Origin of the sequence: Flavobacterium zhoui (assembly GCF_042787235.1) — a bacterium.
GTDB classification, from domain to species: domain Bacteria; phylum Bacteroidota; class Bacteroidia; order Flavobacteriales; family Flavobacteriaceae; genus Flavobacterium; species Flavobacterium zhoui.
The window spans coordinates 1-1,059 of the sequence record NZ_JBHZPY010000037.1 but is presented as its reverse complement, the minus strand read 5'-3'; the positions used below and the strand labels follow the sequence as shown (position 1 = coordinate 1,059).

The window sequence follows — 1,059 nt, the reverse complement described above, 5'->3', positions numbered from 1 at the left end:
AATTATTACGACATAATTTTTCTAATGAGGAACACCAGTCTCGAGGGTAAAGATATAGCATTAATCACGGTTTTACAAGAGCATTTTAAGGGAGATGTCAATTTAGCAAGGGTCAAGCTTATCAGTTTATTTATCACTGCTCTATGCAAAGTAAAGACAATTAATTATGATAGATTAGCCTGTGGATTTGACGCAAAAGTCAATAAAAGCAGTTCTTACAGAAGGATACAGCGCTTTATGGCGGACTTCGATTTGCCAATGAAACTCGTTTCGACATTGCTATTTAGTCTGTTGCCGGAAAAAACTGATTTATCATTGGTGTTGGATAGAACCAATTGGAAATTTGGGTCAAAAAACATCAACATATTAATGCTGGGAGTTAGTTATAAAAACGTAGCTTTTCCATTGATGTTTCTGATGTTAGACAAGCGTGGAAATTCACATACCAAGGAACGGATTGAATTGATAAGAAAATATATTGATTGGTTTGGAAGGGATACAATCAATTGTCTTTTGGCAGATAGAGAGTTTGTTGGTGAAAAATGGTTGGAGTTTTTGAATGACTATCGTATTGGGTATCATATCAGGATAAGAAATAATTTTATGGTTTATTCCCATCAAAAACAAAAAGAAATCCCTGCCTTTTGGTTGTTTAAAAACCTAAAAATGAACGAGTTTTATCATTATCCAAAAATAGTTAGATTACACGGACAAGACTGTTACCTCTCAGGAAGTAAAACAATAAACAGAGAAGGAAAAATGGAGTTTTTAATTATTGTATCGTTCAATAAACCTGAACAAGCAATGGTTTCATATAAAAAACGTTGGCAAGTTGAAACGCTTTTCAGAGCATTAAAAAGCAGTGGCTTTAACATAGAAGACACACATGTTACAGATTTAGAAAGACTAGAGAGGCTGTTTTTATTGACGTTGATTGCTTTTGTCTGGTGTTATAAAATTGGAGATTTTATTGATGAGAAAATTAAAAAGATAAAAATCAAAAAACACGGCAGAAGGTCTGTTAGTGTATTCAAATACGGACTGGATTATTTATCTAGA

1 protein-coding gene is annotated in these 1,059 nt (G+C 33.1%); it reads left to right on the top strand.

Going from position 1 to position 1,059, the window contains the following annotated elements:
- Nucleotides 1-24: 24 nt before the first annotated feature.
- Nucleotides 25-1,059, top strand: a 1,035-nt coding sequence (locus ACFX5F_RS16220; protein ID WP_379853059.1) for an IS4 family transposase, incomplete at its 3' end; no start/stop codon positions are given.